Raw genomic sequence first — 23,109 nt, forward strand, 5'->3', positions numbered from 1 at the left:
CCCAGTTTCTTTATCTTGTTTAAAGTTGTCTGCTTACTCAAGGGAACAACCTTAGAAGCCATATCAGCTGCTTTTTGATAGGAATATTCTTCAGCTTTTTCTACCAGATCCAGCTCTAAACCTTTATCCAGTCTCTGGTATCTTTCAATACCAAAGACATCATCTACAAGATACGTATAATCAATATCTTCGGTATTTTTAGAGGCATAATATGTTCTTTGATATTTTACCTCCCCGAACTGAGTAATTAGTGTCTTATCCATATCTCTAGCCTGAATATTCCATGATTTTTTACGTTCTTTAGACTCCATTATTTCTTCATCCAATGTTTCAATAACATATGCCAGAGTTTTTCTCCCTAATTCATTCATATCCTGCTGCATAAGCTTAATTAGCTCCGAAATATTCCCCTTTTCACCTTCAATAATCTTTTTTGCGCATTTTTCAATATTACGGGTGAATTTTTCTGAAAATTCCTGTATAATATTATCCATAAGAAGACTCCCCTTTCTTTGTTTTTTATCCTAAAAACATTTTATCAAAAAGGGAGTCTTCTTTCTAATTTTCTAGATAATTTCAAAATGAATCTCCAAAACTTATTTTACACTATGTTTGAAAATACAAAATTAAAAATTATTTGAAAATTCGATAGTTATTCAAACTCACCATAAATCAGCTCTCCACAGTCAGGGCACCTATTATTCTGCAGCCGATTTTCAACATTATAACTTCTGCGCTGAATCAACTTTTCCCCACAAGCTGAACAAAAAGTATCAGCTGTATTTTCGATGATTGCATTACCTAAATAAACATGGTCCAGATATTTTTCTGCTTCCTGATAGGCTTTTTTCATCAATTCTAAATCTGTGGGCGGATTATCAAGCTTATAGGCAGGATGATATTTGCTTAAATGGAGCGGGATTTCCTGATTAATATCAGCCAGCCATTTAAAAAGATTTTTTAACTCCCCTAAATCATCATTTAGATCAGTCACAATTAAATTGGTTACTTCCAGATGTATTTCGTCAGCCAGCATTTTTATTGTTCTTTTTACAGACTCCAGTCCACCATTACAGTGCTGCTGATAAAATTCATTATTAAATGCTTTTAAATCAATATTAGCTGCATCTAATAGCGGTATCAGCTCTTCTAAAGGTTCCTGATTAATAAAACCATTGCTGACCATTATATTTTTTAAGCCTTTTTGGTGAGCAATCTCAGCAGTCTCAAACATATATTCATAAAATATTGTCGGCTCAGAATAGGTGTAAGCAAGTAAATTAATATCCTTCTCGACAGCTGTCTCTACAATCTCTGCTGGTTTAAAATCTCGTAATTGAGGTTTCTGCTGACTGATTCTCCAGTTCTGACAGAATCCACAGCTCATGTTGCAGCCCCAGCTGCCAAGAGAAAGAACCTGAGCCTGAGGATAAAAATGATAAAGAGGTTTTTTCTCAACCGGATCAACTCCCAGAGAAGAGACTTTGCCGTAATTTAAAGTATACAATTCACCTCCAATATTTTTTCTAACCATACAAATTCCAGTTTTGTCATTAGGAATAATACAGTTATGAGGACACAGCTCACACCCTATTCGCTCATCTCCCTCAGAATGATAAAATCTGGCTGGATGTTGATCATTCATTCTCCTCAAACCTCCTTACTTTAAAACGATAAATTTCTACTTCAGCATCTTCCCGGAGGCCAGCTTTCCTTTTAGCAATTTTTAACTGTTTGTCAGCTGTTTCTATTCCCTCCAGATCCGGCAGCAGCAGACCTGTCTGATGACCCCCTTTTACCAAAATCCCATATTCTCGGGGATCAAGTTCTGATATACTATTAACTTTTTCCGGTTCAGATAAGATGTCGACAGAAATCTTAATTTCCTTCAGCTCTTCTTTTTCTACTTCAGGAAAACGAGGATCATTCTCTGCAGCTGTCATAGCATTACTTATAATTTCATAGGCTGCATTTTTTTGTACAGGCCGAAAGGTCCCCATACAGCCTCTTAAATCACCTTTTTTCTTTAAAGTAACAAAAACTCCTGCTTTCTGTTTTAAAATATCTGGCAGTTCTCCTTCTTCAACTTCAACTTCACTTCCAGAAACAATATACTCTTCTACTGCTTTTCGTGCTAAATCAGTAACATATTTTTCTTCATTCATAATAATCACTCCCAACTAACTTATCTAATTTATTTTTTATCCGTTTCTGGGTTAATAAAAACTGTTCCATAACCTACACCAAACGGCCCCTCATAGGAATTAACTTTAACCTCAACTTCTAACTTATCCAGTGTCCCCAGCATTGTTATAATTGGTCTTAAACCACATTCTCCAGCTTTTTCGACTAAATCCTGATCAAAGTTTAAAATTGAGTTAAAATCCTTACCTCTAAAATACTGCATCAATTTCTCATCAAAGATGTGAGCATCAGGGTTAAAGCCTGCTGGTGCTCCTTTTTTTAATCGATGTGAGAGATCACCACTTGCAATTACCCCAATCTTATAATCAAGTTCAGAAGCTGTTCTGGCAATTTCCTGTCCAATCTTATACAACTCCTCATAGGAAATAAAGCCGATTGAAATTGGTAAAACAGGTAATTTAATTCCAGCTTTTTCTAAATAATTTAAGGGAACCATAATCCCATGATCCAGTTCCTGATCAACCCCATAGTTTTTTAAATCATTTTTTCTCAATGGCTGTAAAGATAAATTCTCTTCTTTAACATTGGAAATTAATTTTTCGGCAAATTTAGTGTCAGATTTTTCGCTAAATTTAAGTTTTGGATGTCCAAAATCACCAAAATTCCCCTTAAGATCTTCTTTAATAATTACAGAAGCAGTAGATCGAAAAACAGGTCCATGAGGAGTAATAAAAACCAACAGATCAAGCTCATCCTTGAATTCAGCAATCTCTGCAGCAGTCTTTTTAAACCCCTGAACAGTCTTTTCTGCCTTTTTCAACTCCCGCCCCCCAATTTCTTCAATCACAATCGGTGGATGCGGCAGTAAAGCAGCACATTTAACTCCCATTAATTTCACCTCCGGTTTAATTTAAATCAGGCTGAGTATAGAATAATTTTAATTTTCCACTCAAAAAAGCACAAAATCAATTTCTCTCACATTTTTATTATACTATAAATCAGCTGATAAAAAAACACCTCTAAACCTACTTTTCGCTGATACATATTATTAATTATAACTTGATTAACCCCGAAGCCCGGCTTTTTTTTATTTTTATAATTAAAGCAAAGTAAATTATTTTAAGTCTGCACAATTAAATGAGTAACTTAAAACTTTATCTTATCTATAACTTGATGAATAAAATTAATTTAAACAGTCGAAGAGCATGGATGCTCTGAGCTGAGCCAGGAACAGGAGGTTCCTTAGCTCAGGCAGCTGTTTAAATTAATTTTACGAATGCTAGTTATTGTTATAAAGTTTTACTGGAGCGATATTTCATTGTGCAGACTTAAAATAATAGGAGAATATAATTATAAAAAAGAAAAAAGCAGAGCCTGAGCTCTGCCTGAATAAAATCAAAAATAATATTATCTTTTTGAGAACTGTGGACTTTTTCTCGCTTTTTTGCGACCGTATTTCTTTCTTTCAACCATACGAGAGTCTCTGGTTAAGTAACCAGCTTTTTTAAGTGGTCCACGGTAATCTTTATCTACTTCCAGTAAAGCTCTAGCAATTCCATGACGAACTGCTCCAGCCTGACCGGAAAGTCCACCACCATTAACATTGACTAAGACATCAAAAGTTCCCTCAGCATTAACTAATTCTAAAGGTGACATAATATCTTTAATTAAAGATTTTCTATTAAAATAGTTATCAATTTCTTTGTCATTTACTAAAAACTTTCCATCTCCAGGCAGCAGGCGTACACGAGCTGTAGAAGTTTTTCTACGACCTGTACCTCTATATTGTACTTCAGAAGCCATCTATTAAATTCCTCCTCTCAGAATTAAAGTTCTAATTGTTCCGGCTGTTGAGCCTGATGTGGATGATTAGGTCCACTATATACTTTTAATTTTTTAACCATTTTCCTACCTAATTTATTATGTGGTAACATACCTTTAACAGCTTTTTCGATAATAAATTCAGGATTCTTAGCACGAAGTTCTCTATAAGTAATTTCATTAATACCACCAGGATAATTTGTGTGACTGTAATGTTTCTTGTCATCCCACTTCTTACCTGTTAATTTAATTTTTTCAGCATTAACCACTATTACATAATCTCCCATATCTACATGAGGAGTAAAAGTCGGCTTGTGCTTTCCTCTAATATACTGAGCGATTTCAGATGCAAGTCTTCCTAAAGTTTTGTCTGCAGCATCAACTACATACCAGTCGCGCTCTACAGTTTGATTATTTGCCATATATGTTGACATAACTATACCTCCTTAGTTAAAATACTCTCTATAATTACATGAAATTATTCTCAACGGGGCTAGTTGTTGAACAGAATAATTCATAGTAATTTTAATACAATCTTCTGCTTTTGTCAAGTTAAACGAAAATAAATTAATCATAAAGTACTTTGATTAAAGTTAAACCCTGAGCCGGAGCAGTAAAACCAGCATTATTTCGATCACAACTCTGCAAAATATCCTCTAGTTCAGACAGAGTTCTTTTTCCAAGTCCGGTTTCAATAAGTGTACCGGCTAAAATTCTTATCATATTATATAAAAAACCATTACCAACAACATCGATCCAGATTTCAGCATCTTCAGCTGAATAAACATCTAAAGAATATATTTCTCTAACTGTAGATTCTACAGAAGAACCAGCAGCACAAAATGAAGCAAAATCATGAGATCCTTCAAAAATATTTGCTGCCTTCTGCATAAGTTCTAAGTCAAGTTTTTTATAAACATTATAAACAAAATTGCGGACAAAAACTGAATTAAAATTACTGTTCAAAATTCTATATCTATATTTTTTGCCCCGTGCATCATAACGAGCGTGAAAATCCTGATTCACTTTTTCCGCCTTTTTACAGATTATATCATCAGGTAGTTCTGTATTTAAAGCAATTGGAATCTTGGCAAGCGGAATATCAACATCCAGAAAGAAATTTGCTGTCTGACCAGCCGCGTGAACCCCAGCATCTGTCCTTCCAGCACCTGTAATCTGCACCCTTTTTTTATTGATTTTACTAAGGGTTTGCTCTAATTTTTGCTGTATTGTTTGACTGGTATTTTTTTGAATCTGCCAGCCGCTATAATTAGTTCCATCATATTCAACTATAATTTTGTAGTTTTGTGCCATTTTAAATCTCACCTAATAAAATGATACTGCGACTGCCAGAATAATTATAATAATTAAAGCAATAAAATCATAATATCTAAACTCTAATTCATGCAGCCGTGTTCTTCCTTCCCCACCACGATAACACCTGGACTCCATTGCTAGAGCCAGATCATCTGCTCTTCTAAAAGCACTTATAAATAAGGGGACAAGTAAAGGAATTAGACTTTTAGCTCTCTGAATTAAATTACCGGATTCAAAATCAGCACCCCTGGCCTGCTGAGCTTTCATAATTTTATCAGCCTCTTCCAGTAGAGTTGGAATAAACCTTAAAGCAATTGTCATCATCATTGAGAGCTCGCTTGCCGGCACCCCAAATCTCTTTAAAGGAGATAAAATATATTCAATCCCATCTGTTAACTGCAGTGGAGAAGTGGTTAAGGTTAAGAGTGAAGTAAATAAAATTAAAATAAAAATTCTACTTACCATAAAAAATCCTGTATATACTCCTTCAGATTCAATGGAGATAAACCTCCAGGACCACAAAACCTCTCCCCCTTTTGTTAAAAAGATATGGATAAACAGAGTAAATAAAACCAAAATTAAAATTGGTTTTAATCCTTTGAGAACTTTTTTAACTGAAATTTTGGATAATAAGACAACTACCAGAACAAAAGCGGCAAAAAATCCAAAACCAGTAAAGGTGTCAATTGTAAATAAAGCAATTATCAAGATTGTAGTAATCATAATTTTAATCCGGGCATCCAGAGCATGAATAATCGAATCGCGAGCTATATACTGACCAATTGTTATATCTTTTAGCATATTATTTGCTCCTCAATGCTTTTAATATTTCTGCTGATGCCTCAGATATAGAAAATAAATTCGTATTTACTTTCAATCCTCTTTCTTCTAAACGATGCAGAATTTCAGTGATCTGGGGAAGATCCAGTGATAATTTGTGTAATTTCTGTTCCCGCGAGAAAACCTCTATGGGATGATCATCAATGACAATTTCTCCCTGATGCATCACAATAACTCTACTTGCAAGTTCGGCAATCTCTTCCATCCGATGGGAGATTAAAATAATGGTCATCTCCAGTTCCTGATAAAGATATTTAAGCAGTTCTGCAAGCTGCTTTCTACCCTGGGGATCAAGTCCAGCACTGGGTTCATCCAGCACTAAAACATCAGGTTTTAGAGCTAAAACCCCGGCAATAGCAACTTTGCGCTGCTGACCACCACTTAAATTAAACGGAGATCTATCTTTAAATTCATCATAATCAAGCCCAACTAATCCCATGACTTCTTCTACTCTTTCTCGAATCTCATCTTTTTTGAGACCCAGGTTTTTAGGACCAAAAGCTATATCCTGAAAAACAGTTTCTTCGAATAATTGATGTTCGGGATACTGAAAAACTAAACCAACATGACGCCTGGTTTCTTTTAAATTACTTTTTTCATTAGTAATATTTTTCCCATTAACTTTAACGGTTCCAGAGCTTGGAATAATTAGACCATTAAAAAGCTGAACTAAGGTAGATTTACCAGAACCTGTATGACCTACAATTCCAATAAATTCTCCTCTGCTGATCTCTAAATTAATATTTTTTAATGCTTTAACATTATTTTCATCCTGATAGACATGGCTTACCTCATTTAGTTCAATTAACATAATGCATCCACCAACTCATCTATACTCAAAATATCAGGAATATCGATATTTTCCTGGCGCAGGTATTCAGCAACCTCAACTGCAACAGGTATATCTAAATTTACATCCTTTAACTGCTCAACTAATCTGAAAATGGATTTGGGACTCCCTTTATGCAAAATCTGACCCTGATTCATAACAATGACCTGATCTGCATTTACCGCTTCCTCCATAAAGTGAGTAATATGAACAACAGTAATCCCTTTTTCTTTATTTAGGTATTGAACTGTTTCCATTACTTCTTTTCTTCCCTGTGGATCAAGCATTGCAGTCGGTTCATCTAAAACTATACAGTCCGGTTCCATGGCAATAACCCCGGCAATAGCGACTCTCTGTTTTTGTCCTCCCGATAATTTATGGGGAGCAAATTTTTGGAATCCTGCCATCCCAACCATTTCTAGAGCTTTATCAACTCTGTTTCTAATTTCCTGGGTTGGAATACCTAAATTTTCCGGTCCAAATGCTACATCATCCTCAACCATTGAAGCAACAAGCTGATTGTCCGGATTTTGAAAAACCATTCCAACTCGCTGTCTTATCTTCCAGGTATTATCGGGATTAGTAGTGTCTAAACCAGCCACAAAAATCTCTCCTTGAGAAGGAGTTAAGAGTACATTTAATAACTTTGCCAGGGTAGATTTGCCTGAACCATTTGAACCAATAATAACAGCAAAATCACCGGCTTCTATCTGCAGATTAATATTCTGCAAAGCCGGTCGATCACTGTTGTCATTTCCATAAAGAAAATCTACCCCACTTATTTCTATCAGGCTCATATTAACACCTACATTCAGTATTATTCTACGAGTTCAATAATCGCTTGCTTAGCTGCATCTCCTCTGCGGGGATACATCTTTAAAATTCTTGTATAACCACCAGGTCTTTCTGAATACTGAGGTGCTATCTCATCAAAAAGTTTAGTTACTACTTCTTTATCTTTGATTTTACTCATTACCTTGCGTCTTGAAGCTAAATCATTGGTCTTCGCAGCAGTAATAAGTTTCTCAGCATAAGATCTTAATTCTTTAGCCTTAGGTAGTGTAGTTTCGATTCTTCCCTCACGAAACAGTGATGTTGCCATATTTCTAAACATCGCCTGACGATGAGAAGATGTTTTCTGTAATTTACGCTTAGCCACCTAAAATCCCTCCTTAAATTTCATTCTCTTTTAGATCTAAATCAAGTTCATCTAATTTATCTTTGATTTCCTGTAAGGATTTCTTTCCCAGATTACGGACTTTCATCAAGTCATCCTCAGTTTTATCAACTAATTCTTCAACTGTATTGATTCCGGCCCGTTTTAGACAATTGGAAGAACGAACAGAAAGTTCTAATTCTTCAATTGTTGTATCTAAGATTTTATCTTTTTCTTCCTCTTCTACTTCAACCATAATTTCTACATCTTCAATTTCATCAGTTAGATTGATAAATAATTCCAGATGTTCTACCATGATTTTAGCAGCAAGACTGATAGCATCATCAGGATTAATACTACCGTTTGTATTAACTTCTAATACCAGACGATCAAAGTCAGTTACCTGACCAACTCTAGTATTTTCGATATTAAAATTGGCTCTTTCAATAGGACTATAAGAAGCATCTATTGGAATTAAGCCAATTACATTGTTATCAAATAAGTCTTTATTTTCTTCAGCAGTGTGATAACCTCTACCTTTATCAACAGTTGCCTCTAAAACTAATCTACCATCCTCAGCTAGTGTAGCAATATGATGGTCTTTATTGACAATCTGCACATCACCTGAAGAATGAAAGTCACCAGCAGTAACTTCTCCTTCTCCTTCTGCTTCTAATCTAATAGTTGTCTGTTCTTCACCAGAATGCTTAACAACTACCTCTTTTAAATTTAAAATGAGATCTGTCATATCTTCAACTACTCCTGGAATAGCTGAAAACTCATGTTTTACTCCCTCTACTTTAACTGAAGTAAGTGCAGCTCCAGGTAGAGAAGAAAGCAAAATGCGACGCAGAGAATTACCAAGAGTAGTACCATATCCTCTTTCTAGAGGAGAAATTTCGTAACGACCATAGTTTACATCACTTTCCAGTCTTTCCACACGTGGTTTTTCGATTTCTATCATCTTATCAGCTTACCCTCCTTAAATTAACAATTTTATGACTGAGGGTATTCATTTACCGTGAATAATACTCGACAATCAGGTGCTCTTCTACCGGATAATCGATATCTTCCCTCTCTGGTAATGCAACAACTGTACCTTCAGCTTTTTCAAGATCAGAATTAAGCCATTCCTGGGTAGAAAAATCAGAATTGTATTCAAAGATCTCTTTAAATTTAGTGGCCTTACGGCTTGAATCCTTAACACTGATTACATCATCCACATCAATTTGATATGAAGGAATGTCAACCTTGCGTCCATTTACTTTAATATGTCCATGTCTGACAAATTGTCTTGCTTCACTTCTAGAGCGAGCAAAACCCATTCTGTAAACAACATTATCCAATCTTCTTTCCAGAAGTTGTAAAAAGTTTACACCAGTTACACCCTGAATATTTTCTGCTGTCTCGAAATAGTTGCGGAACTGTTTTTCCATAATTCCATAAATTCGTCTAACTTTTTGCTTTTCTCTCATTTGAGATCCATATTCGGAAACTTTTTGACGTCCCTGACCATGTTCACCTGGAACATATGGTCTGCGATCAAAAGAACATTTTTTACTATAACAGCGGGCGCCTTTTAAATATAATTTTTCACCTTCACGCCTGCATAATTTACATACTGGTCCTGTATATCTTGCCATTTTTACACCTCAACTTTCTATTATATAATTATATTCGTCTTCTTTTCGGGGGTCTACATCCATTATGGGGAATAGGAGTAATATCTTTGATTAAAGTAATATTTAGACCTGCAGACTGCAGAGTTCTAATTGCAGATTCTCTTCCAGAACCTGGACCTTTAACAAAAATTTCAATTTCCTTCATTCCCATCTCTTTTGCCTCATCAGCAGCATTTTCTGCAGCCAGCTGAGCAGCAAAAGGGGTACTTTTTCTCGAACCTTTATAACCAACTTTTCCAGCACTTGACCAGGCAACTACCTTACCTTCTTCATCTGTAATTGAGATGATTGTATTATTAAAGGTAGATTTAATATGGGCCTGACCTTTTTCAATATTACGTTTTACTTTTTTTCTTCTGCGTGCTTTTTTCTTATTTTTAGCCATTAATTAAATTCCCTCCTTACTATTTTGGAGTAACTGAACGGGATTTGATTCCAACAGTCTTTTTAGGTCCCTTACGTGTCCGGGCATTTGTTTTAGTTCTCTGTCCTCGGACAGGTAAACCTCTGCGGTGACGAAGACCACGGTAACAGCCAATATCTTTTAATCTCTTAATATCAGCTCTTCTCTCTCTTCTTAATTCACCTTCAACAATATAATTATTATCAATTTCACTTCTTAAATCTGAAATTTCTGCTTCAGTCAAATCTTTAATTCTTGTATCAGGATCAACACCTGTGTTTTCAAGAATCTTTTGAGAAGTAGTTTTTCCAATACCATAAATATATGTCAATCCAATTTCTACCCTTTTATTTCTAGGAAGATCAACACCTTCAATTCTAGCCATGATTTCACCTCCAGTATTTTTTATCCCTGACGCTGTTTATGCTTGGGATTTTCACAAATAACCATTACTTTACCATTGCGTCTGATAACTTTACATTTATCACAAATCGGCTTAACTGATGGTCTTACTTTCATTAACAATCACCCCTTGTGGTAATTTATTTCGCTTTATGTCGATAAGTAATCCGGCCACGACTCAAGTCATAGGGAGAAAGTTCTACTGTTACCTTATCACCAGGTAAGATTCGTATAAAATTCATCCTCATTTTTCCTGAAACATGTGCCAGAACTTTGTGTCCATTTTCCAATTCGACTCTAAACATTGCATTTGGCAGGGGTTCAACTACTGTCCCCTGGACTTCAATAGGATCTTCTTTAGCCATAAATTATTTTACCTCCTCTTTGCTGAGATAATCCTTTAAAATTAAGCGAACATCTTCACTGCGAACTCGTTTCTTATTTTTCAAATTCCTTAAAAACTCTGCTGCAATTTGACCTGTACTTTCTAAATGTCTGCTATTTTTATATTTGGGATTATTAAATTTTCTCTTTACACCATCGACAACTTTAATTTTGTTTTTGGACTCATTAGCTATGACCAGATAATAAGTATCTTTATCTCTGCCGGCAGTCGACTTAACAATTTCGCCAACTTTAAAAGCAGTATCCAAAACTATCACTCTTTTCTTTTATCCTTTTTAACACGTACTGTACATTATACCATAGATAAGATGAGCTCTGCAATAAAACTTAGATTTTACTTAATATTTCAACTCCATCGCTTGTGATTGCAATTGTATGCTCAAAATGAGCAGATAAGCTCCTATCTTTAGTTACTACAGTCCAATCGTCCTCTAATGTCTCAACTTCATAACTGCCGATGTTGACCATTGGCTCTATAGCAAGGGTCATTCCTCGTTTTAGTTTTGGTCCCTTACCTGCCGGACCAAAATTAGGTATCTGTGGATCTTCATGCATGTCACGACCTATTCCATGACCAACATAATCACGAACCACAGAGAACCCATTTTCCTCAACATATTTCTGTACAGCATGCGAAATATCAAATAATCTGTTGCCGATAACTGCTTTTTCAAGTCCTTTAAGAAGAGATTTTTCTGTTACTTTTAATAATTTGCTGGCCTTATCAGAAATTGATCCAACTGCATGTGTTCTGGCAGCATCACCATTAAAACCTTCATAAAAAGTCCCAATGTCAATACTTACTATATCACCAGTTTCTAAATAACGATGCTCAGCAGGAATACCATGTACAACTTCTTCATTAATTGAAATACAAACTGAGGCTGGAAATCCCTGATAGCCTTTAAACGAGGGCACTGCACCTCTGCTGCGAATAAACTGATCAGCAAGCCGGTCAAGTTCGGCAGTAGAAATACCAGGTTTAATATTTTCAGATAGGTAAGCATGAGTTTCTGCTACTATCTGATTTGCTTCACGCATTATATCAATTTCACGCCTCGATTTCAAGATAATCATTATTTTTTCGCCTCAATTAATTTCATCAGCCTCTGCTGAACTTTATCAATTCCACCGGTGCTTTCTACCTCATGCAGTATTCCTTTATTTTGATAGTAATCTGCAAGCTTAGCAGTTTTTTCTTTATTTACTTCAATTCTTTTCTTTACAGTTTCTTCCTGATCATCACTGCGCTGAACTAAATTTCCTCCACATTTATCACAGACCCCTTCAACTTCAGGCGGATCATTTTCTACATGATAAACTGCACCACAATCCTCACAAACTCTACGTCCGGCCAGTCTTTTAACTAAAATATCAATTTCAGCCTGCAGATAAATAGCTAAATCAAGTTCTCTGTTCTGTTCGGCTAAAATTTCATCCAGTGCTTCTGCCTGAGCAATTGTGCGGGGGAAACCGTCCAGAATAAATCCATTTTCACAATCAGGTTCAGTAAGTCTTTCTTTAACAATCCCGATTGTTACTTCATCTGGTACCAGCTCACCAGCATCAATAAATGATTTGGCCTTTTTACCTAAAGGAGTTTCATTTTTGATTGCTTTTCTGAATATATCACCAGTAGCAATATGAGGAATTTCCAGACTTTCTTCTAATTTTTTGGCCTGAGTACCTTTACCAACACCAGGCAAACCCAGCAAAATCATATCCATTATATTTCCTCCTTTTTATTTCATGAAACCTTCATAGTGTCTCATCAGGAGATGGGATTCAATCTGTTCCATAGTTTTTAAAGCAACACCAACCATAATAATTAGAGATGTACCTCCAAAACTAATTGTTACACCGGTCAGCGGCTGCATTGCAAAAGGAAGTAAGGCAACTATAGTTAAGAAAACAGCTCCTGCAAGTGTGACCCTCATCAAAACTTTATCTAAATAATTGACAGTTGGTCTTCCAGGACGAATTCCGGGAATAAACCCACCATATTTTTTCATATTGTCTGCTACTTCTTCTGGATTAAAGGTAATTGCAGTATAGAAATAAGTAAAGAACAAAATCATCAGACCATATAATACCATATAAAGAGTTGAACCAGGACTAATTGCATTTGCCAGACCAGCTGCCCAATCATAAGGCAGTACCTGAGCAATAATTCCCGGGAATAAAAGTACAGATGAAGCGAAAATAACTGGGATCACACCAGCCTGATTGATCTTCATTGGAATATGAGTACTTCTACCTCCATAAACTCTACGGCCCACAATTCTTTTGGAATACTGAACCGGAATTCTTCTTTCTCCCTGCTGGACAAAGATAATACCGGCGACAATTATAACAGCCAGCACAGCAAAAATAAGCACATTTAAAATCGAAATTGTGCCCGCCTGTAATAACTCATATGTGTTATACATATCTGTAGGAAAGCGAGAAATAATTGAAGTGAAAATGATAATAGAAATACCATTTCCGATTCCTTTATCCGTAATCTGCTCACCCAGCCACATTAAGAAAGCTGTACCAGCAGTTAAACTGACAATAATTAAAGCAATGTCAAATACTGTCGAATTTGGTACGGCACCAAAACGTTGAATATAAAGTGTAATACCAACTGCCTGAATTACAGCCAGAACTATTGTTCCATATCTGGTGTACTGAGCAATTTTTTTGCGGCCCTCATTACCCTGTTTAGAAAGCTCTTCTAATTTAGGTACAACCACAGTTAAGAGCTGTAAAATAATTGAAGCAGTAATGTAGGGAGTAATGCTCATCGCAAAAATTGTAAACTTACTTAAAGCACCACCTGCAAATAAATCTAAAAAGTCAAGCGCTCCGCCAAAGCTGCCACCAAACAATCTTTCCTGAAGTAATGCAACATCTACTCCAGGTACCGGAATATGGGCACCCAGACGGTAAACTGCCATCATAGCAAGCATAAACAAAACTTTATTTCTAAGTTCTTTTACTTTAAAAACATTACCGAGAGCCTTAATCAATTTAAATCACCTCTGACTTTCCGCCAGCAGCTTCTATTTTCTTTCTGGCAGAAGCAGTAAAAGCCTGTACTTTAACATTAAGGGCAATCTCAACTTCACCTTTGCCCAGTATTTTTACTCCATTTTTTGCAATCTTATCAATGATTCCCTTTTCTAATAAAACCTCAGGATTTACAGTTTCATCAGCAGAAAATCTATTCAATTGGTATACATTTACTTCATTAAATTCTTTTTTAAATTTATTGTTAAATCCTCTTTTTGGAAGCCGTCTAAACAGAGGAGTCTGCCCCCCTTCAAATGTCGGGCGTACTTCTCCTCCTGCACGAGAATTCTGTCCGTTTGCACCTCTACCGGAAGTATAACCGCGACCAGAGCCAGTACCACGACCAACTCTTTTACGATTTTTCTTATATCCAGCAGCAGGTTTAAGATTATTTAATTTCATACTTACACCTCCTTGTTAATTATCCAATTAATTCTTCTACAGATTTACCTCTTAATCTGGCAACTTGTTCTGCACTCTTAAGCTCTTTAAGACCAGTAATTGTAGCATTGATCATATTAATCGGATTAGATGTTCCAAGAGATTTAGTTAAAATATCACTAATACCTGCAAGCTCGATTACCGCACGTACAGGACCACCAGCAATAACACCAGTACCAGGAGCAGCCGGTTTTAGTAATACTCTACCAGCACCAAAAACTCCGGTTTTCTCATGGGGAATTGTAGTACCTACAATTGGAACTTCGATTAATTCTTTTTTAGCTGCATCAATACCTTTTCTGATGGCTTCAGGCACTTCGTTAGCTTTACCAATACCTGCACCAACATGGCCTTCTCCGTCCCCTACAACTACCAGGGCACTAAAGCTAAATCTACGGCCACCTTTTACAACCTTGGCAACACGGTTAATATTAACAACGCGCTCTTCAAGGTCGAGTTTATCAGCGTTAATTTTACTCATTAATTTACCTCCTTATTTAAAACTTTAGCCCTTCTTCGCGGGCAGCATCAGCCAGAGCTTTAACTCGGCCGTGATATTTATATCCACTTCTATCAAATACTACTGTATCTATTCCCTTTTCCAGTGCTCTACTGGCAGCTAACTCTCCTACCATTTTAGCAGCCTCTTTATTACTTGCTACTTCAATTGAATCGCGAAGAGCTGGATCAAGTGTAGATGCAGCAGCAATTGTTTCTCCAGATAAATCATCTATAATCTGTACATAAACATGCTTTAAACTGCGGGTTACATTCATTCTTGGACGAGTATGTGTTCCCACAACTTTATTTCTAATTCTTTGATGGCGTTTTTTTCTTGCTTCTCTTTTACCCATCACATTCACTCCTTTCTATTAACCAGTTTTACCAACCTTACGTCTAATATGTTCTCCAACATATTTAATTCCTTTACCTTTGTAAGGTTCTGGTTTTCTTACTTCACGAATCTTTGCGGCTGTATCACCAACACGCTGCTTATCTATACCTTTAACTGTGATATTTGTGTTTTTCTCAACTTCAAATGAAATATCACCTTCAGCTTCAATAATTACCGGATGAGAATATCCAACCTCAAGTTTAAGCTTATCACCCTGAACCTGAGCATTATATCCTACACCTACCATTTCTAATTTCTTTTCAAAGCCTTTGCTAACACCCTCAACCATACCTTCAATTAAACTTCTCACTAAACCGTGCATGGAACGGGCTTCAATATCATCGCCATTGCGTTCAACAACAACTTCATTTTCATCAACTTTGATATCAATACCAGCTTTAAAGGTTCTTTCTAATTCACCTAATGGTCCTTTAACCTTAACAGTCTGACCATCAACAGTTACTTCAACCTTTTCGGGTATTTCTATAGGTAGATCACCAATACGTGACATAAATTTCACCTCCGTAGATTTTATCTTCAAGTTATCTTCAAGAAGTTCTCTCAAGCAGAAGCCATCAGCCAGATCTTAGAGACAATTGTAAACATCTCCAACCTCTGACGCGCTCGATGCGCTAATACTAACCTGACAATTCGTTTATTAATGAAAGGTTAGTGCAACTTCAAACCTCCCACTTCTAATTACCAGACGTAGCAGAGAACTTCTCCACCGATACCTTTCTCTCTTGCTTCTTTATCACTCATAACACCCTGGGAAGTAGAAATCACAGCGATTCCTAAACCTCCAAGTACCTGAGGCACTTCATCATTGCCAACATATACTCTTAAACCAGGCTTACTGATTCTTTTAATTCCACTTATAACTTTCTCATCATTATCACCATATTTTAAATAAACCCGAATCATGTTCTGAGGTTTTCTCTCAACTAATTTTACATCATTAATGAAACCTTCATCTTTCAATAGTTCACCAATGCTGGTTTTAACCTTAGAAGCGGGAATATCAACTCTATCTTTCCCAACACTATTAGCATTGCGAATCCGGGTCAGCATATCTGCTATTGGATCTGTTAAATTCATTTACAAACCTCCTTCCAGTTTTACCAGCTTGCTTTTTTAACTCCAGGAATTTCGCCCTTGTGAGCTAATTCTCTGAAACAAATTCTGCATAAATCAAACTTTCTCATATATCCACGTGAACGTCCACATCTGCTGCAGCGATTCACTTTTCGTGTCTCATATTTAGGCTCTTTATTGGCCTTTTCGATTAGAGCTTTACGTGCCAAACTAAACCCTCCTTCAATTTATAGGTCTTTACTTCTTAAATGGCATTCCCATAATTGATAATAATTCAAATGCTTCTTCATCTGTTTCTGCAGAAGTAACAATAGTAATTTCCATACCGTGAACATTATCAACGTCATCAATATTTATTTCTGGGAAAACAGTGTGTTCGCTTATTCCTAAGCTGTAATTACCGCGACCGTCAAATGATTTAGGAGATACACCTCTAAAATCTCGGATACGTGGCATTGATACATTAATCAATTTATATAAAAACTCAAACATCTGCTCACCGCGAAGAGTAACTTTTACTCCAACCGGCATACCTTCTCTAATTTTAAAATTAGCAATGGACTTCTTTGCCCGAGTTACAGTAGGACTCTGTCCAGTTATTCTTGCGATCTCATCAACAACAGTATCCAGAAGTTTAGTATCTTCTTTAGCATCTCCTAACCCAACGTTAATAACTATTTTTTCTAACTTAGGAGCTTCCATTACATTATTGTAATCAAATTTCTCCATTAGCTGGGGTAGAATTTCTTCCCTGTATTCATTAGCTAATACTGACATTTCTGGACCTCCTTCCGCTTATTTATTTATCTACAACTTCGTCACATTTTTTGCATTTTCTAACTTTTGTTCCATCTTCTAAACGTTCTGCGCCAACCCTGGTCTTTTCGTCACAACGGGGGCAGACGAGTTGAACATTTGAAGCATGTATTGGTGCTTCATTTTCTATAATTCCACCCTGCGGCATATCCTGTGTAGGACTTACGTGACGGTTTACAATATTTACACCCTCCACGATTACGCGATCTTTTTTAGGAATTACCTTTAAAATCTCACCGCGTTTTCCTTTATCTTTTCCGGATATTACTTCCACAGTGTCACCTTTTTTAATTCTCAATCGAATCCCCTCCTTCTATAATACCTCCGGTGCAAGGGAGATAATTTTCATATAATTCTTTTCCCTCAGCTCACGGGTCACGGGACCAAAAATACGTGTACCCTTAGGATTATTATTATCATCTATAATTACTGCTGCATTTTCATCAAATCTAATATAGGTGCCGTCTTTGCGTTTTAAGGCTTTCTTGGTTCTAACAACTACTGCTTTAGCAACCTCACCTTTTTTAACCATTCCATCAGGAATAGCCTCTTTGACGCTGACTACTATAGTATCTCCAACTTTAGCGTATTTTTTCTTGGAGCCTCCAAGTACCTTAATACATAAAAGTTCGCGGGCACCTGAATTATCCGCTACCTTTAAACGGCTTTCAGATTGTATCATTTTCAGGCCCTCCTTTCTACTTCCAGGACTTATTTTGCTTTTTCAATAATATCTAGTAAACGCCATCTCTTGGTCTTGCTTAATGGGCGTGTTTCCATAATTCTTACAATGTCACCTTCATTACAAACATTTTCTTCATCATGAGCTGTATACTTTTTAGTTTTCTTAACAACTCTTTTATATTTAGGATGCTGTGTTCTGCGCTCTACAGCAACAGTTATTGTTTTATCCTGTTTATCACTAACTACAACACCTTTACGCTCTTTACGACTATTTCTTTCCATGAGAAACCTCCTTTCAAAAAAGAATTAAGCCCTTTTTATACCTAGTTCTTTTTCCCGCAGAATAGTTTTAATTCGGGCAATAATTCTTTTAACCTCTTTAATCCTCATAGGATTATCCAACTGTGCTGTTGCATGTTGAAAGCGAAGGTTAAATAACTCTTCTTTAAATTCGCGGGCTTTCTGTTCTAACTCTGCTTCTGTTAAATTTCTTAATTCATCAGCTCTCATCGGCCTCACCATCCATTCCCTCTCTTGCTACAAATTTAGTTTTAATAGGCAGTTTGTGAGATGCAAGGCGCATCGCTTCTCTGGCAACCTCTTCCGGTACACCAGCCAGCTCAAACATAATTCTACCTGGTTTTACAACAGCCACCCATTTCTCAGGTGCTCCTTTACCACTACCCATTCGGGTTTCAGCAGGTTTTGCGGTTACAGGCTTGTCTGGGAAAATCTTGATCCAAACTTTACCTCCACGCTTAATGCTTCTAGTAAGGGCAACACGAGCAGCCTCTATCTGTCTATTGGTAATCCATACGGGTTCTAAGGCCTGTAGACCATATTCACCAAAAGTGATTTTATTTCCCCGATGAGCTTTACCTTTCATTCTTCCTCTCATTTGCTTACGATGTTTTACTCTTTTAGGTACTAACATCAAAGAGCCTCCTTTCCTGCATAATCTATCTATTCTTCATCTATTTCTGGAAGTATTTCTCCCTTATTGATCCAAACTTTAACTCCAATTGTTCCATATGTTGTGTCTGCTTCTGCAAATCCATAATCAATATCAGCTCTCAATGTATGCATCGGAACACTACCTTCACTGTAGCCTTCACGTCTTGCCATTTCTGCTCCACCAAGACGTCCACTGCTCTGAACTTTAAAACCTTCAGCTCCCATACGCATTGCACGATTCATTGCCTGCTTCATTGCTCTACGAAAAGAAATTCTTCTAACTAACTGAGAAGCAATATTTTCGGCAACTAATTGAGCATTCATTTCTGGATTTTCAACTTCTACAACATTAATTTGTACAGTTTTCCCAGTTAAAGCTTCAACTTCGTTTCTTAAAGCTTCAACTTCAGAACCTCCACGTCCAATAACCATTCCTGGTCTGGCAGTGTGTACATCTAATTTCAGTCTATTAGCAGCTCTTTCGATTACGACTCTAGAAATTCCAGCTTCAAACATTTTCTCCTTAACATGACTTCTAATCTCACGGTCTTCATTTAAAAGCTTGGAATAATCTTTTTTGTCCGCATACCATTTTGCTTCCCAATCTTTTATAACTCCAACCCGGAGACCATGTGGATTTATTTTATTACCCAAATTTTATCCCTCCTTTGTGTCGCTTAACACGACTGTGATATGGCTTGTTCTTTTATTAATAGGACTTGCCGATCCCTGTGCACGAGGTTTCCATCTTTTCATAGTAGGACCCTCATCAACAAAAGCTTTCTTTACATAAAGATCATCTACAAACATATCATGATTATTTTCAGCATTAGCTGTAGCTGAATTTAATACTTTTTCTACCATTTTAGCAGCTTTTTTCGGTGTGCTTTTTAAAATTGCAACTGCTGTATTAACATCTTTACCCTTAATTAAGTCTGTTACCAGACGTGCTTTACGGGCTGTAATACGCAGGTGCTTTGCAACTGCTTTTGCTTCCATTTTAAAACCCCCTTACTATCTACAATATTTCCTATTTAAGTGCTGTTGAACGTTCTGTATGGCGGCTGTGACCTCTAAAGATTCTGGTTGGAGCAAATTCTCCTAGTTTATGTCCTACCATTTCTTCAGATATATATACTGGCACATGCTTACGACCATCATGGACAGCAATTGTATGTCCAACCATTTCAGGGAAAATGGTTGAGCTTCTTGACCAGGTTTTAATAACCTGCTTTTTTCCACTCTCATTCATTTCTCTGATTCTGGCAATTAGTTTCTCTGAGACAAAAGGTCCCTTTTTTATAGATCTAGCCATCAATAATCCTCCTTTCTACTATTTGCGCTTCTTGGCGTGACGTGAACGGATAATATACTTATCTGAGCGCTTTGGCTTACGTGTCTTTTTACCCATAGTAGGTTTACCCCACGGAGTTACAGGATGTCTACCAGCAGGTGATTTACCTTCTCCACCACCGTGTGGGTGGTCATGAGGATTCATAACTACACCGCGTACATGAGGTCTTTTACCTTTCCAGCGGCTGCGTCCGGCTTTACCGACTGTAATATTTTCGTGATCAATATTACCAACCTGTCCAACAGTAGCTTTACATACATTATGAATTAACCTGACTTCCCCAGAAGGCATTTTTAAATGTACAAACTTACCTTCTTTAGCAAGAATCTGGGCCATTGCTCCTGCAGAGCGTGCGATCTGTCCACCTTTTCCTGCCTGCATTTCAACATTGTGTACAATTGTACCAACAGGAATATCTTTTAATCTAAGTGAATTTCCAGCAGTAATATCTGCTTCAACACCAGTTTCTAAGGTGTCACCCACTTCTACTTTATTTGGCGCAAGAATGTATCTTTTTTCTCCATCTGCATACTGCAGCAGAGCAATTCTTGCAGAACGATTTGGGTCATATTCTATAGTTTTCACTTTAGCAGGAATTCCATCTTTGTCCCGCTTAAAATCTATTATACGATAGCGGCGCTTGTGTCCACCACCCTGATGACGGCTGGTAATTCTACCATTTGCGTTACGGCCGCCCTTTCTCTTGATTGGAGCCAGCAGGCTCTTTTCGGGCGTATCTGTTGTAATTTCATCAAAACTAGCAACAGTCATATAACGCCTTGAAGGTGTGGTTGGTTTAAAACTTTTAATCGCCATCTTTTTTCCCTCCTTTATTAATTATTTTTTAGAGGCCTTCGTAAATTTCTATTTCATCGCCCTCAGCCAGCTTAACTAAAGCTTTTTTCCAGTCAGGTTTTTTACCAACATGGAAGCCGAGTCTTCTTTTTTTACCTCTAACATTCATTGTGTTTACATTTATAACATTGACAGAGAAAATTTCTTCTACTGCATTTCTAATTTCAACTTTATTTGCATTTTTGGCTACCTTAAATGTATAAGTATTAGCCTCCTGCATTTGTTCCATTGTATTTTCAGAAATAACAGGTGCTATAATAATATCTCTTGCATCTTTCATTCGCCCAGCACCTCCTCAACCATTTTAACCGCTTCTTCGATAAAAATAACCATTTCATTATCTAAAAGATCATAGGCATTTATTGAACCGGCAAGCAGTGTTTTGACATTTGGAATATTTCTAGCTGAAAGATATAAGTTTTTATCCTTTTCGGGCATCACTAAAACAACTTTTTTATCTTCTAAGTTTAAATCAGCTAAAATACTAACTACTGCTTTTGTTTTTGGTTGGTCAAGCTCTATCTTATCAACTAAAATTAACTCATCTCTCTCTACCTTATCGGTTAAGACAGATCTAAGCGCTAATCTTCTCATCTTTTTAGTTAACTTTTTATCATAACTGCGGGGAGAAGGTCCAAAAGTGATTCCTCCACCTACCCATAATGGAGAACGAATACTTCCGTGACGAGCACGTCCAGTACCTTTTTGTCTCCAGGGTTTGCGGCCACCACCGCGAACATTACCTCTTGTTTTTGTAGAAGCATTTCCGCCTCTTCTGGCAGCTAATTGTGCATTAACTACCTGATGTACAACATGTTTATTTATTTTATCATTAAAAACAGAATCATTTAATTCTACTTTTTCGAGTTCTTTTCCACTCTGATTGAATTTTGTTACCTGCGGCATCAAAAATCCTCCTTTCTCAACTTATTTAGTTGTTATCTGCAGATTTGATTTCGAGCACTGTTTTTTTAGCTCCTGGTACTGGACCAGAAATCAATAAAACATTACGCTCTACGTCAACTTTTACTATTTCTAAATTTCTTTCAGTTACTCTATCATGACCCATTCTTCCGGGCATTTTAAAGCCTTTATATACTCTTCTTGCATCAACAGCACCGATTGAACCTGGTGCACGATGGAAGTGAGAACCGTGTGACATTGGTCCACTGTGATGATTCCATCTTTTAATATTACCGGCAAATCCTTTACCTTTGGAAATACCACTAACATTAACTTTCTCTCCCACTTCAAAGAGATCAGCTTTAATTTCACTACCTTCACTCAGTTCCATATCTAAACCCTTAAATTCTCTTAAATGTTTTTTGGGTTCAAGATCACGACTTTCGAACTGACCAAGTTCCGGTTTGTTAAGTCTGTGCTTTTTAACTTCTCCAAATCCAAGCTGTACTGAATTATATCCATCTTTTTCTGTAGTTTTAATCTGTGTTACAACACAGGGACCGGCCTCAACTACAGTTACAGGTACCAGCTCTCCATTATCTTTAAAATACTGAGTCATACCCAGCTTTTTTCCTAATATAGCTTTCGCCATGGCCTAATACACCTCCTGACATTAAAGTTTAATTTCTATATTTACTCCTGCGGGCAAATCAAGCCTCATCAGTGAGTCTACAGTTTTTGATGTAGGATCGAGAATATCGATCAACCTTTTATGTGTTCTCATTTCAAATTGTTCTCTTGCATCTTTATGAACATGAGGTGAGCGAAGTACTGTAAATATCTCTTTCTCTGTTGGAAGAGGTACTGGACCAGATACATCTGCACCAGTTCTCTCAGCAGTTGCAACAATTTTTTCTGCTGATTGATCCAGGAGCTCATGTTCAAAAGCTTTAAGGCGAATCCTAATTTTTTCGTGTTTTGCCATTTGCTTACCTCCTTAATCTTTACGATTTAAGCTCAGTTAGGAGCATAGAAAAAGCGAGGAGGCTCCCTCCTCT

41 protein-coding genes are annotated in these 23,109 nt (G+C 36.8%); all 41 read right to left on the reverse strand.

Annotated features, from left to right (window positions below):
- Positions 1–494, reverse strand: a 494-nt coding sequence (locus tag DFR79_RS10830) for a UPF0236 family transposase-like protein (RefSeq protein WP_208107536.1), incomplete at its 3' end; no start/stop codon positions are given.
- A gap of 158 nt (positions 495–652) precedes the next feature.
- Positions 653–1,645, reverse strand: coding sequence for an AmmeMemoRadiSam system radical SAM enzyme (gene amrS, locus DFR79_RS10835; protein WP_133515512.1), 993 nt, complete (start codon positions 1,643–1,645; stop codon positions 653–655).
- A complete protein-coding gene (gene amrA / locus DFR79_RS10840; protein ID WP_133515513.1) occupies positions 1,638–2,165 on the reverse strand; it encodes an AmmeMemoRadiSam system protein A in 528 nt (175 codons plus the stop codon). The genes amrS and amrA overlap by 8 nt, the downstream gene beginning before the upstream one ends.
- 29 nt (positions 2,166–2,194) lie before the next feature.
- Entirely contained in the window at positions 2,195–3,034 is an 840-nt protein-coding gene (gene amrB, locus DFR79_RS10845) for an AmmeMemoRadiSam system protein B (protein ID WP_133515514.1), read from the reverse strand.
- 518 nt (positions 3,035–3,552) lie between these two features.
- Positions 3,553–3,948, reverse strand: a complete 396-nt coding sequence (gene rpsI, locus DFR79_RS10850) for a 30S ribosomal protein S9 (protein ID WP_133515515.1) — start codon at positions 3,946–3,948, stop codon at positions 3,553–3,555.
- Positions 3,949–3,971: 23 nt separating this feature from the next.
- Positions 3,972–4,400 carry a 50S ribosomal protein L13 gene (rplM, locus tag DFR79_RS10855; RefSeq protein WP_133515516.1) on the reverse strand — a complete coding sequence of 143 codons (429 nt, stop codon included), beginning with the start codon at positions 4,398–4,400 and terminating at the stop codon, positions 3,972–3,974.
- Between the two features lie 133 nt (positions 4,401–4,533).
- Positions 4,534–5,280 carry a tRNA pseudouridine(38-40) synthase TruA gene (truA, locus tag DFR79_RS10860; RefSeq protein ID WP_133515517.1) on the reverse strand — a complete coding sequence of 249 codons (747 nt, stop codon included), beginning with the start codon at positions 5,278–5,280 and terminating at the stop codon, positions 4,534–4,536.
- Positions 5,281–5,292: 12 nt separating this feature from the next.
- On the reverse strand, positions 5,293–6,084 hold the full coding sequence (locus DFR79_RS10865; RefSeq protein WP_111572444.1) for an energy-coupling factor transporter transmembrane component T family protein: 792 nt from the start codon (positions 6,082–6,084) through the stop codon (positions 5,293–5,295).
- 1 nt (position 6,085) lies between these two features.
- On the reverse strand, positions 6,086–6,934 hold the full coding sequence (locus tag DFR79_RS10870; protein WP_133515518.1) for an energy-coupling factor transporter ATPase: 849 nt from the start codon (positions 6,932–6,934) through the stop codon (positions 6,086–6,088).
- Entirely contained in the window at positions 6,928–7,749 is an 822-nt protein-coding gene (locus DFR79_RS10875; RefSeq protein ID WP_133515519.1) for an energy-coupling factor transporter ATPase, read from the reverse strand. The genes DFR79_RS10870 and DFR79_RS10875 overlap by 7 nt, the downstream gene beginning before the upstream one ends.
- A gap of 20 nt (positions 7,750–7,769) precedes the next feature.
- The gene (gene rplQ / locus DFR79_RS10880) at positions 7,770–8,111 is read right to left on the reverse strand and encodes a 50S ribosomal protein L17 (protein ID WP_133515520.1); all 342 of its coding nucleotides are present in this window, start codon (positions 8,109–8,111) and stop codon (positions 7,770–7,772) included.
- A gap of 13 nt (positions 8,112–8,124) precedes the next feature.
- Positions 8,125–9,072, reverse strand: coding sequence for a DNA-directed RNA polymerase subunit alpha (locus DFR79_RS10885; protein WP_133515521.1), 948 nt, complete (start codon positions 9,070–9,072; stop codon positions 8,125–8,127).
- Positions 9,073–9,124: 52 nt separating this feature from the next.
- A complete protein-coding gene (gene rpsD, locus DFR79_RS10890; RefSeq protein WP_133515522.1) occupies positions 9,125–9,751 on the reverse strand; it encodes a 30S ribosomal protein S4 in 627 nt (208 codons plus the stop codon).
- A 28-nt stretch (positions 9,752–9,779) separates the two neighbouring features.
- Positions 9,780–10,175 (reverse strand): 30S ribosomal protein S11, encoded by a 396-nt coding sequence (rpsK, locus tag DFR79_RS10895; protein ID WP_133515523.1) that lies wholly within the window; start codon positions 10,173–10,175, stop codon positions 9,780–9,782.
- 19 nt (positions 10,176–10,194) lie between these two features.
- Positions 10,195–10,578: a 30S ribosomal protein S13 gene (gene rpsM, locus DFR79_RS10900; RefSeq protein ID WP_133515524.1), complete on the reverse strand. Its 384-nt coding sequence runs from the start codon at positions 10,576–10,578 to the stop codon at positions 10,195–10,197.
- A gap of 20 nt (positions 10,579–10,598) precedes the next feature.
- Positions 10,599–10,712: a 50S ribosomal protein L36 gene (gene rpmJ, locus DFR79_RS10905; RefSeq protein ID WP_005487032.1), complete on the reverse strand. Its 114-nt coding sequence runs from the start codon at positions 10,710–10,712 to the stop codon at positions 10,599–10,601.
- A 23-nt stretch (positions 10,713–10,735) separates the two neighbouring features.
- Entirely contained in the window at positions 10,736–10,960 is a 225-nt protein-coding gene (gene infA, locus DFR79_RS10910) for a translation initiation factor IF-1 (protein WP_005487029.1), read from the reverse strand.
- 3 nt (positions 10,961–10,963) lie between these two features.
- Positions 10,964–11,248: a KOW domain-containing RNA-binding protein gene (locus DFR79_RS10915; protein ID WP_133515525.1), complete on the reverse strand. Its 285-nt coding sequence runs from the start codon at positions 11,246–11,248 to the stop codon at positions 10,964–10,966.
- A 79-nt stretch (positions 11,249–11,327) separates the two neighbouring features.
- Positions 11,328–12,077 (reverse strand): type I methionyl aminopeptidase, encoded by a 750-nt coding sequence (gene map, locus DFR79_RS10920; RefSeq protein WP_133515526.1) that lies wholly within the window; start codon positions 12,075–12,077, stop codon positions 11,328–11,330.
- On the reverse strand, positions 12,077–12,727 hold the full coding sequence (locus DFR79_RS10925) for an adenylate kinase (protein WP_133515527.1): 651 nt from the start codon (positions 12,725–12,727) through the stop codon (positions 12,077–12,079). Before DFR79_RS10925 ends, map begins: the two co-directional genes overlap by 1 nt.
- Before the next feature lie 15 nt (positions 12,728–12,742).
- Entirely contained in the window at positions 12,743–14,011 is a 1,269-nt protein-coding gene (secY, locus tag DFR79_RS10930) for a preprotein translocase subunit SecY (protein ID WP_133515528.1), read from the reverse strand.
- 1 nt (position 14,012) lies between these two features.
- The gene (rplO, locus tag DFR79_RS10935) at positions 14,013–14,456 is read right to left on the reverse strand and encodes a 50S ribosomal protein L15 (protein WP_133515529.1); all 444 of its coding nucleotides are present in this window, start codon (positions 14,454–14,456) and stop codon (positions 14,013–14,015) included.
- Positions 14,457–14,475: 19 nt separating this feature from the next.
- Entirely contained in the window at positions 14,476–14,976 is a 501-nt protein-coding gene (gene rpsE / locus DFR79_RS10940; RefSeq protein ID WP_133515530.1) for a 30S ribosomal protein S5, read from the reverse strand.
- 16 nt (positions 14,977–14,992) lie between these two features.
- Positions 14,993–15,349, reverse strand: coding sequence for a 50S ribosomal protein L18 (rplR, locus tag DFR79_RS10945; protein ID WP_133515531.1), 357 nt, complete (start codon positions 15,347–15,349; stop codon positions 14,993–14,995).
- Between the two features lie 18 nt (positions 15,350–15,367).
- A complete protein-coding gene (rplF, locus tag DFR79_RS10950; RefSeq protein ID WP_133515532.1) occupies positions 15,368–15,901 on the reverse strand; it encodes a 50S ribosomal protein L6 in 534 nt (177 codons plus the stop codon).
- A 188-nt stretch (positions 15,902–16,089) separates the two neighbouring features.
- Complete coding sequence (gene rpsH / locus DFR79_RS10955; RefSeq protein ID WP_133515533.1) at positions 16,090–16,488, reverse strand: 30S ribosomal protein S8; 399 nt, start codon at positions 16,486–16,488, stop codon at positions 16,090–16,092.
- 20 nt (positions 16,489–16,508) lie between these two features.
- Positions 16,509–16,694 (reverse strand): type Z 30S ribosomal protein S14, encoded by a 186-nt coding sequence (locus DFR79_RS10960; protein WP_005487017.1) that lies wholly within the window; start codon positions 16,692–16,694, stop codon positions 16,509–16,511.
- A gap of 28 nt (positions 16,695–16,722) precedes the next feature.
- On the reverse strand, positions 16,723–17,262 hold the full coding sequence (gene rplE, locus DFR79_RS10965) for a 50S ribosomal protein L5 (RefSeq protein WP_133515534.1): 540 nt from the start codon (positions 17,260–17,262) through the stop codon (positions 16,723–16,725).
- 22 nt (positions 17,263–17,284) lie between these two features.
- On the reverse strand, positions 17,285–17,599 hold the full coding sequence (gene rplX, locus DFR79_RS10970; protein WP_111572427.1) for a 50S ribosomal protein L24: 315 nt from the start codon (positions 17,597–17,599) through the stop codon (positions 17,285–17,287).
- Positions 17,600–17,614: 15 nt separating this feature from the next.
- Positions 17,615–17,983, reverse strand: a complete 369-nt coding sequence (rplN, locus tag DFR79_RS10975) for a 50S ribosomal protein L14 (RefSeq protein WP_111572426.1) — start codon at positions 17,981–17,983, stop codon at positions 17,615–17,617.
- 29 nt (positions 17,984–18,012) lie between these two features.
- Positions 18,013–18,267, reverse strand: a complete 255-nt coding sequence (gene rpsQ / locus DFR79_RS10980) for a 30S ribosomal protein S17 (protein WP_133515535.1) — start codon at positions 18,265–18,267, stop codon at positions 18,013–18,015.
- Positions 18,268–18,291: 24 nt separating this feature from the next.
- Positions 18,292–18,495, reverse strand: coding sequence for a 50S ribosomal protein L29 (gene rpmC / locus DFR79_RS10985; RefSeq protein WP_133515568.1), 204 nt, complete (start codon positions 18,493–18,495; stop codon positions 18,292–18,294).
- The gene (gene rplP, locus DFR79_RS10990) at positions 18,485–18,919 is read right to left on the reverse strand and encodes a 50S ribosomal protein L16 (RefSeq protein WP_005487011.1); all 435 of its coding nucleotides are present in this window, start codon (positions 18,917–18,919) and stop codon (positions 18,485–18,487) included. The genes rpmC and rplP overlap by 11 nt, the downstream gene beginning before the upstream one ends.
- A gap of 29 nt (positions 18,920–18,948) precedes the next feature.
- Entirely contained in the window at positions 18,949–19,593 is a 645-nt protein-coding gene (rpsC, locus tag DFR79_RS10995) for a 30S ribosomal protein S3 (RefSeq protein ID WP_133515536.1), read from the reverse strand.
- A 3-nt stretch (positions 19,594–19,596) separates the two neighbouring features.
- Entirely contained in the window at positions 19,597–19,938 is a 342-nt protein-coding gene (gene rplV / locus DFR79_RS11000; protein WP_133515537.1) for a 50S ribosomal protein L22, read from the reverse strand.
- A 31-nt stretch (positions 19,939–19,969) separates the two neighbouring features.
- Positions 19,970–20,254, reverse strand: coding sequence for a 30S ribosomal protein S19 (gene rpsS / locus DFR79_RS11005; protein ID WP_133515538.1), 285 nt, complete (start codon positions 20,252–20,254; stop codon positions 19,970–19,972).
- 18 nt (positions 20,255–20,272) lie between these two features.
- Positions 20,273–21,109, reverse strand: a complete 837-nt coding sequence (rplB, locus tag DFR79_RS11010) for a 50S ribosomal protein L2 (RefSeq protein ID WP_133515539.1) — start codon at positions 21,107–21,109, stop codon at positions 20,273–20,275.
- Positions 21,110–21,137: 28 nt separating this feature from the next.
- Positions 21,138–21,428 (reverse strand): 50S ribosomal protein L23, encoded by a 291-nt coding sequence (gene rplW, locus DFR79_RS11015; RefSeq protein WP_133515540.1) that lies wholly within the window; start codon positions 21,426–21,428, stop codon positions 21,138–21,140.
- The gene (gene rplD, locus DFR79_RS11020) at positions 21,425–22,054 is read right to left on the reverse strand and encodes a 50S ribosomal protein L4 (RefSeq protein WP_133515541.1); all 630 of its coding nucleotides are present in this window, start codon (positions 22,052–22,054) and stop codon (positions 21,425–21,427) included. Before rplD ends, rplW begins: the two co-directional genes overlap by 4 nt.
- A gap of 25 nt (positions 22,055–22,079) precedes the next feature.
- Entirely contained in the window at positions 22,080–22,703 is a 624-nt protein-coding gene (gene rplC / locus DFR79_RS11025; protein WP_133515542.1) for a 50S ribosomal protein L3, read from the reverse strand.
- A 21-nt stretch (positions 22,704–22,724) separates the two neighbouring features.
- Positions 22,725–23,036, reverse strand: a complete 312-nt coding sequence (gene rpsJ, locus DFR79_RS11030; RefSeq protein ID WP_089655126.1) for a 30S ribosomal protein S10 — start codon at positions 23,034–23,036, stop codon at positions 22,725–22,727.
- Between the last annotated feature and the right edge of the window lie 73 nt (positions 23,037–23,109).

It is taken from the genome of Halanaerobium saccharolyticum (assembly GCF_004362045.1).
Taxonomy (GTDB): Bacteria; Bacillota; Halanaerobiia; order Halanaerobiales; family Halanaerobiaceae; genus Halanaerobium; species Halanaerobium saccharolyticum_C.